The 7,898-nt window shown below is 62.9% G+C and carries 10 protein-coding genes; 2 read left to right on the top strand and 8 right to left on the bottom strand.

Going from position 1 to position 7,898, the window contains the following annotated elements; genetic code table 11:
* Nucleotides 1–114: 114 nt before the first annotated feature.
* From ENZ75_RS13400 to ENZ75_RS13425, 6 genes are all read right to left on the bottom strand, one after another.
* Nucleotides 115–492 carry a DoxX family protein gene (locus ENZ75_RS13400; protein ID WP_013530897.1) on the bottom strand — a complete coding sequence of 126 codons (378 nt, stop codon included), beginning with the start codon at nt 490–492 and terminating at the stop codon, nt 115–117.
* Nucleotides 493–564: 72 nt separating this feature from the next.
* Nucleotides 565–1,023, bottom strand: a complete 459-nt coding sequence (locus ENZ75_RS13405; RefSeq protein WP_024501510.1) for a carboxymuconolactone decarboxylase family protein — start codon at nt 1,021–1,023, stop codon at nt 565–567.
* Nucleotides 1,024–1,066: 43 nt separating this feature from the next.
* A complete protein-coding gene (locus tag ENZ75_RS13410) occupies nt 1,067–1,570 on the bottom strand; it encodes an Rrf2 family transcriptional regulator (RefSeq protein WP_128278134.1) in 504 nt (167 codons plus the stop codon).
* Nucleotides 1,571–1,678: 108 nt separating this feature from the next.
* A complete protein-coding gene (gene preA / locus ENZ75_RS13415; RefSeq protein WP_013530894.1) occupies nt 1,679–2,992 on the bottom strand; it encodes an NAD-dependent dihydropyrimidine dehydrogenase subunit PreA in 1,314 nt (437 codons plus the stop codon).
* Nucleotides 2,993–2,994: 2 nt separating this feature from the next.
* On the bottom strand, nt 2,995–4,359 hold the full coding sequence (locus ENZ75_RS13420) for an NAD(P)-dependent oxidoreductase (RefSeq protein WP_128278135.1): 1,365 nt from the start codon (nt 4,357–4,359) through the stop codon (nt 2,995–2,997).
* 120 nt (nt 4,360–4,479) lie between these two features.
* The gene (locus ENZ75_RS13425; protein WP_024501513.1) at nt 4,480–5,217 is read right to left on the bottom strand and encodes a gamma-glutamylcyclotransferase; all 738 of its coding nucleotides are present in this window, start codon (nt 5,215–5,217) and stop codon (nt 4,480–4,482) included.
* Between the two features lie 166 nt (nt 5,218–5,383).
* On the opposite strand from ENZ75_RS13425, the gene ENZ75_RS13430 reads away from it, so the two are divergent.
* Entirely contained in the window at nt 5,384–6,160 is a 777-nt protein-coding gene (locus tag ENZ75_RS13430; RefSeq protein WP_013530891.1) for a VOC family protein, read from the top strand.
* A gap of 80 nt (nt 6,161–6,240) precedes the next feature.
* Here ENZ75_RS13430 and ENZ75_RS13435 read toward each other — a convergent pair whose 3' ends face one another.
* The gene (locus ENZ75_RS13435) at nt 6,241–6,729 is read right to left on the bottom strand and encodes a hypothetical protein (RefSeq protein WP_084652544.1); all 489 of its coding nucleotides are present in this window, start codon (nt 6,727–6,729) and stop codon (nt 6,241–6,243) included.
* Nucleotides 6,730–6,926: 197 nt separating this feature from the next.
* Here ENZ75_RS13435 and ENZ75_RS13440 point away from each other — a divergent pair, with 197 nt between their 5' ends.
* On the top strand, nt 6,927–7,319 hold the full coding sequence (locus tag ENZ75_RS13440) for a DoxX family protein (RefSeq protein WP_013530889.1): 393 nt from the start codon (nt 6,927–6,929) through the stop codon (nt 7,317–7,319).
* A 113-nt stretch (nt 7,320–7,432) separates the two neighbouring features.
* On the opposite strand, the gene ENZ75_RS13445 is transcribed toward ENZ75_RS13440, so the two are convergent.
* The coding region (locus ENZ75_RS13445) for a glycine cleavage T C-terminal barrel domain-containing protein (protein ID WP_164887808.1) at nt 7,433–7,898 on the bottom strand (466 nt) is incomplete at its 5' end.

A 7,898-nucleotide genomic window follows, 5' to 3' on the forward strand; every position in this document is an offset into this window, starting at 1 on the left:
ATTTCATCCTGGATGCTGGGCATGCAGGTGTGAAATGCGTCAACGGCTCGATTGGTTCCGATTTTATGGTCGAGGCGTCGGCACCAGAGGCCGCAGTCGGCATGGAACTGTGCGTCAAACGGATTGCGCGATCAGGGTCAGAAAGCCACCGCTCAGGGCAACATTCCCGACGAAGCCATTGATGCGGGACGCACGGTCCGGACCCTGATGGTCCCAGAAATTGTGGAACATCGGCGTGGCGACGATGAGGAACAGCAGCAGCACCGTGGCCGCGAGTGCCGTCCACAATCCTGCGATGACCAGCACACCGGCGGCGACCTGAAGCACGATACCAGTCCACAGTGCCAACCGCGCCTGCGGCACACCGCGCGCGGCCATCAGCTGGGTCAGGAAGGCCGCGTTCTGGATGTTGCGCAGGCCGGCGAAAACGAAGGCGCCGCCGAGCAGCAGGCGAGCGAGAAACAACAAGGTCGAAGGCAAATCCGCAGGCATCAAACTCTCCCCTTTAAAGGTTTAAGGCAGTGGGAGCGCGCTCTCCACGGCGCTCCCAACATGATTGGACAATCAGGCAGCCTTGGCCGCCGGCATCGGATGTATGGCTTGGAACGGGATGCACAGCCGGTTCCAGGTGTTGATCATGCCGAGCGCAACGGACAGCTTGACCAGCTCCTCTTCTGAGAAATGCTCCAGCGTACGTGCATAAAGTTCGTCCGGCACGCCGTTGTTGGCGATCAGGGTGACGGCTTCGGTCCAGGCCAAAGCCGCGCGTTCACGCTCCGAGAACAGCGGCGATTCCTTCCAGGCTGAAACCAGATAGAGCCGCTGCTCGGTCTCGCCGTCGCGCCTGGCCTCGCGGCTGTGCATCTCGACGCAGAACGAGCAGCCATTGATCTGCGAAGCCCTGAGCTTGATCAGGTGCAGCAGGCTCACCTCGAGCCCGCATTCGTCCACCGCCTTGTTGAGCGCCGACACCGCCTTCATGATCTCCGGCGCCTTGGCGAAAAATTGCAGCCTCTGTTTCATCGTCTCGTCCTTTCACGTCTGCTTGGGTTTTGAGGTTTTGGAGTTAACTGGATTTCTGCGGCCGCTGGTGGCGCTCGACAAAGGCGCAGCTCGCAGCAAGCGACCTGGGATCGCCTTCTGCCGCGTAGGAGGCCACGATATCGGACAGCTTGGTCTCGGCGAGCGCGGCGCGATAGGCGCGTTCGGCCTTCAGCATCGCGGCGTTGATGCCGCAGGGTTTCACATAGGCCGACGCATCGAGCTTCACCGGACCGCGCTGGCGGATCTCGCCGCAGCGGAAGGCCGGCTCGCGGCCCTCGACGGCCAGCACGATGTCGAGCAGCGTGATGCGCTCGGCTGGCCGCGCCAGCCGATAGCCACCGGCAGGCCCGGGCACCGATTCCAGGACGCGCGCCGCGCTCAGCATGTTGAGATGCTTGAGCAGATAGCTCGGCGAAAGGCCAAAGGCCTCGGCGAGAGCGGCGCCCGGCATGGTGCTATTGCCTTCCACACTGGCCAGCGTGGCGGCGCAATGGATGGCTGCTTCAACACCCTCGCCCAGCTTCATCGAACAGGTTCCTTATTCATGGATACATACTATCGTGGATAATTCATATCTGCAATAGGAAAATGAAAAACGGCGCTCGAAAGCGCCGTTTTTCTCTTGGGGGAGTTCCTACTCCGCAGCCACCTTGGCCATCGGGTTGTTCGGGTGCGTGGTCCAGTTGGCGTAGACCGGCGATACCGGCCTGCCGGTGCGCTGGTCCATCACACCGGCTGCCAGCGGCTCCATGGTAATGCAGTTCTCGACCGGGCAGACATTGACGCAGAGATTGCAGCCGACACACTCGGCCTCGATGACCTCGAAGTGCCTGACGCCGTCGACCATGCTGGTGATCGCCTGGTGCGAAGTGTCCTCGCAGGCGATGTGGCAGCGGCCGCACTTGATGCAGGCATCCTGGTCGATATGCGCCTTGGCGACGTAGTTCAGGTTGAGATACTGCCAATCGGTGACATTGGGCGTGGCGCGGCCGACGATGTCGTCGAGCGAGGCGTGCCCCTTCTCGTCCATCCAGTTTTCCAGGCCCGCGATCATCTCCTGCACGATCTTGAAGCCGTAGGTCATCGCCGCCGTGCAGACCTGCACATTGCCGGCGCCAAGCGCCATGAATTCGGCCGCGTCACGCCAGGTGGTGATGCCGCCGATGCCGGAGATCGGCAGGCCCTGCGTTTCCGGATCGCGCGCGATCTCGGCCACCATGTTCATGGCGATCGGCTTTACCGCCGGCCCGCAATAGCCGCCATGCGAGCCCTTGCCGTCGATGGTCGGCTGCGGCGCGAAGCTGTCGAGATCGACACCAGTGATCGAATTGATGGTGTTGATCAGCGACACCGCGTCGGTGCCGCCGGCATGTGCTGCGCGCGCGGGCTTGCGCACATCGGTGATGTTGGGCGTCAGCTTGGTGATGACGGGCATACGGGTGTTCTGCTTGCACCAGCGCACCACCATTTCGATATATTCCGGCACCTGGCCGACGGCGGCGCCCATGCCGCGTTCCGACATGCCGTGCGGACAGCCGAAATTGAGCTCGATGCCGTCGGCCTCCGTCTCCTCGACCACAGGCAGGATCGCCTTCCAGGCCTCCTCGACGCAAGGCACCATGAGCGAGACGACGATGGCGCGGTCGGGCCAGTCCTTCTTGACCTGCTTGATCTCGCGCAAATTGACCTGCAGGTCGCGGTCGGTGATCAGTTCGATGTTGTTGAGGCCGAGCAGGCGGCGGTCGGCGCCCCAGATCGCGCCGTAGCGCGGACCGTTGACGTTGACCACCGGTGGGCCCTCCTCGCCCAGCGTCTTCCACACCACGCCGCCCCAGCCGGCCTTGAAGGCGCGGATGACGTTGTAGGCCTTGTCGGTCGGTGGCGCCGAGGCCAGCCAGAACGGATTGGGCGACTTGATGCCGACGAAATTGTTTCTGATATCCGCCATGCTCATGCCCTCCCGTTCGAGGTCAGTGCCCGATTGATGCTCTCCGCAGCGTCGCGTCCCTGCGCGACCGCCGAGACGGTCAGGTCGTCGCCACCGAAGATGCAGTCGCCACCGGCCCAGACCTTGGCAAGCGACGTGCGCCCTTCCGAATCCACCTTGATGCGGCCGGCTTCGAGGCCGATCGATGCACCGCTGCCGTTGAGGGCGGCCGGGACAAAGCTCTGTCCAATCGCCTTGAACACCTGATCGGCAACGAGCGTCAGCGTCTCGCCGGTGCCGGCAAGCCTGTCGCCGTTGAGGGCGGTGTATTCGAGTTCGACGGCAGTGACCTTGCCGCTCTCGGCGATCACCCGCTTCGGCTGCAGCCAGTGACGGATGCTGACGCCATTGGCAGCGGCCAGATCCTGCTCGAACTCAGACGCATTCATGTGCTCCTGGCCGCGCCGGTAGCAGATCGTCACCTCCTCGGCGCCGAGCAGCTTCGACTGTACCGCGGCGTCGATGGCCGTCATGCCGCCACCGATGACGACGACGCGGCGACCAACCGGCAGGCCGGAAAGGTCGCTGGCCTGGCGCAGCTCGGCAATGAACTCGACCGCGTTGATGACGCCGTCAGCGTCCTCGCCATCGGCACGCAGCGCATTGACACCGCCAAGGCCCATGCCGAGAAACACCGCGTCGTAATTGCGGATCAGATCCGACAGCTGATAGTCGCGGCCGAGCGCCTTGCCGTTCTGGATGTCGATACCGCCGATCGCGGTCACGTAGTCGACTTCGGCCTGGGCGAAATCGTCGACGCTCTTGTAGGCGGCGATGCCGTATTCGTTGAGGCCGCCGGCCTTCGCGCGCGCCTCCAGGATGGTCACGTCATGGCCGTGGCGGGCGAGCCGGTGCGCGGCGGCAAGGCCGGCCGGCCCGGCGCCGACCACGGCGACCGTCTTGCCGGTCGGCTCGGCGCGCGGATAAAACTGCTTGTTCTCGCCCATGGCGACGTCGGTGGCGTAGCGCTGCAGGCGGCCGATCTGCACCGGCTTGCCTTCCGCCACCTCGCGCACGCAGACTTCCTCGCACAGCGTCTCGGTCGGGCAGACGCGGGCGCACATGCCGCCCAATATGTTCTGGTCGAAGATGGTCTTGGCCGAACCGATCGGATTACCGGTCGAGATCTGGCGGATGAACAGCGGAATGTCGATCGAAGTCGGGCATGCATTCATGCACGGTGCATCGTAGCAGAAATAGCAGCGGTCGGATTCGACCAGCGCCTCGTGGTGGTCGAGCGGCGGGTGCAGGGCGGGAAAATTATCCGCATACTGGTCGGCCGAGAGCCTGCCGCCCGCAATGCCTTCCCTGAATTGGCCTTCTGGCATCGTCAGTTCCCCATGTTTTCTTTTGGAGAAGGCTAGCACGTTTTATTTTTTTATCAATTGGTCAATTTTCGACGCAAGTCACTGAAAAGGCTCGGCAATAACATGATTTTTTTACTCATATTATTGCGACTGCGGTCGGGCTTGCAGTGCGAGCGAAAGGCCAGGCTCAAGCTTGCGGCCATGGATGGCCCTGACCTCCTGCGCCACCAATTCCTGCAATCGCCACAGATTGCGGTCGCGGATGCCGAATGCTTCGAGATGGCTGACCGTGTTGTAGAGATATTCGGCGCCGGATCCGATATGCCCGCAGGCTCTGGCCAGCACGCTCGCCACTCTGTCCAGCGGCTGGTTCAGCGACGTTCCCCTGCCCTTCACGCCGACCCAGAAGCCGAGCGCGCGCAGCTTACCCTGCGGCGTATGCACCGGCAGCCAGCGAACCGTCTCGATGCTTTCATGGTCGCTGATCTCGCGCCGCAACAGCCTTTCGATCTGCGCCGGCTTCTCACCCTCCGGCAAGCGATAGATCACGCCGTTGCAGCGCCCGCCCCGCTCGAGCGCCATCATCAACCCAGGCTGCTCGGCGCTGCCGCGCCAGCGCACCATGTCGAGGCAGAAGGAGCGGTGCCAGCCGAAGGCTGTGGCGAGCTGTTGCTCGACCGACTCGAATTCCGGCTTCCAGATCAGCGACCCATAGGCGAACACCCATAACGGTCCCTCATCGGCTTCATTGGACAGTCGCAAGGCGAGGGTTCGAAAGTCCTCGTCGTTCATGTCTGTCCAGCTCGGGTCCGGACCGGGATCGGCCTCTTCCCGATGGCACAGTGCGACAAGCTCGGGCGTGAGCGACATCAAGCGCATGGACGACAACCCCTCATGACCGCAGAGAAATCGAAAACCGCTGGATGCGCAATCAGGGAACGCTTGGCACACACACCCATTGTTGTCCGGGCGGTGTCGGATTTCCGTCGTGAGGATCGTCCTATGGTGGACGACGATCGATCCATGAAAGGTGAGGAGACCGAAAATGCCAAAAACCCCGATGCCCTTCTTCTGGTACGAATTGATGACATCAGATCTCGACGCCGCCGAGGCGTTCTACACCCAAGTGGTCGGCTGGACGGCGCAGCCCTTCGATAAGGCACCCGGCATGCCGCGCTACATCGTCATGAATGTCGGCGAACGTGGCGTCGGCGGCCTGATGACCTTGCCCGAGGATGCCGCCAAGATGGGCATGCCGCCTGCCTGGCTCGGCTATATCCACACCAGGGATGTCGATGCCGCAACTGCATCGCTGGAGAAAGCCGGCGGCACCGTTCACCGCCAGCCCGACGACATTCCGGGCGTCGGCCGCTTTGCCGTCGTCGCCGATCCGCAAGGCGCGACCTTCATGTTCCTGCAGCCGAACGGTCCCGACCAGCCTGTCGTGCCGGCCAGCACGCCGGGCCACATCGGCTGGCACGAGCTTTACACGTCGGACTGGAAAGCCGCGTTCGATTTCTATTCCGACCAGTTCGGCTGGGTCGACGCCGGCGATTTCGACATGGGCCCGATGGGCACGTACCAGACTTTTACGGCCGGCCCCGAATCCGGCGGCGGCATCATGAACAAGCCCGCGCAGATCCCGGTCCCGGTCTGGCAATTCTACTTCAACGTTGCGGCCATCGACGCGGCGGCCAAACGGGTCACCGACAATGGCGGCAAGATCCTGATGGGGCCGATGGAGGTCCCCGGCGGCAGTTGGATCGTGCAGTGCCAGGACCCGCAAGGCGCGCACTTCGCCTTGATGGCGCCAGTCCGCTGACGGCGATCGAACACCGCTGACACAAAGTGCGGGCTTTCATCGGACCACCGATGAAGGCCTCTCCCCTGCCTGGCGCCGCCTCATTCCGGCGCCAGCACCGCAACCTTCAACTCAGCTTTTTTCGCGCCGCTGAACTGAACGGTGGCCGGGCCGGGCGCAAGCTTGAAGCGCACGCTCTTGCGGATGCCAGGGCATGTTTTCACGCCACTGTAGCCCGCCGACTTGATGGCCTGGCCATCCTGGATGACATCGATCCAGGCCTCCCCCGAGAGACTTATCTGGATGGCTCCCTCGGATGGCACCTCCACGCTGGCGACGGCCCCGAAACTGTCTGATGCCGGCGCACGTTCGGGCGCTACCGCAAAACCGGCTTTCTCTACCGGCACCAGCGCCAGGTCCGCAGCCGCACCAACCGCCAGTGCCGCTCCGGACGGCGTTGCCGGTGCCGCGGCAAACAGGGTCTGCTCCCGCGTCACGGGCCACTTGAAGGCCTCACAGCCGGCGTCCTCGGCCATGGCAAAGCTGGTGCCTGCAAGAATTGCGAAGAGGCTGATGGCGACTTTTTTCATGGCAAAGGGAACCCACATTTCTAGAGTGGCCGCACTAATACAACCGCAACGATAGAAATACAACCCTTGCGGGAAAAATGTGAAGGGTCAAGCTGGGGACATTTTCAATCACCGATTGTTGACGCCAGGCCATGGGAAGTGAATGGTCCATTCCTGGGCGATAATCTATGGCCGGACGGATTGAAAATGGAGTCATTATGAAGCTTTTCGAAAGCCTCTCCAGATACCAGCCGCAGGCGCTCGGCGTGTTGCGCATCATGACCGCGCTGCAGTTCATCGAGCATGGCAGCCAGAAACTGTTCAACTTCCCCGTCAGCGTCGATCCCCACGCCCTTTCCGGGCTGACCACGACTGCCGCCATCCTCGAATTCGCCGGCGGCATCCTGCTCGCGCTGGGCCTGTTCACGCGACCGGTGGCATTCCTTCTGGCCGGCGAAATGGCGATCGCCTATTTCATGGCGCACATGCCGCGCGACTTCTTCCCGGTCAACAATGGCGGCGATTCGGCGATCTCGTTCTGCTTCATCTTCCTCTATCTGGTGTTTGCCGGCGCCGGCGCCTTCGCGCTGGACAGCCGCCGCAGCGCCTGACGCCAGAAAGAGGATGCGGGCCTGGTGCATGTCGCCCAAAAGTGCCCGGCGGTTTTGGGACAACGACATCCACAAAACAGGAATCTGAAGCGCATCGGCGAAGCCGAAGCGCTTCAAGCACGCATCCGTTCGAAATTGGCGTCGAACAGCGGCACCGCCTGAATGCGCGCCGCATGGCGCTTGCCCAGCAGCTCGATCTCGAAGCCGTCGCTCTCATCAGCGATCTCCTTCGGCACATAGCCGACGGCGACGGATTTCTTCGAATGATGCGCATAGCCACCCGACGTCACCCAGCCGCGCACCGCACCATCGAACCAGATCGGCTCATCGCCAATGACATCGGCATCGTCGGCATCGACGATAAAAGCGCGCAGGCGCAATTTGCCGCCCTGCCTGCGCTCGGCCAGCGCCGCGGCCTTGCCTATGAAATCGGCGTCCTTGCCGTAAGCAACGAAGCGGTCGAGCCCCGCTTCCAGCGGCCCGTAGATCGGCCGGTACTCGCGCCCCCATGAGCCGTAATTCTTGTCCAGCCGCAGCGCATTGAGCGCGCGCGAGCCGAACAGGCCGATGCCGCATTCC

Origin of the sequence: Mesorhizobium sp. M7A.F.Ca.CA.002.04.1.1 (assembly GCF_004022805.1) — a bacterium.
In the GTDB taxonomy this organism is placed as follows: domain Bacteria; phylum Pseudomonadota; class Alphaproteobacteria; order Rhizobiales; family Rhizobiaceae; genus Mesorhizobium; species Mesorhizobium ciceri.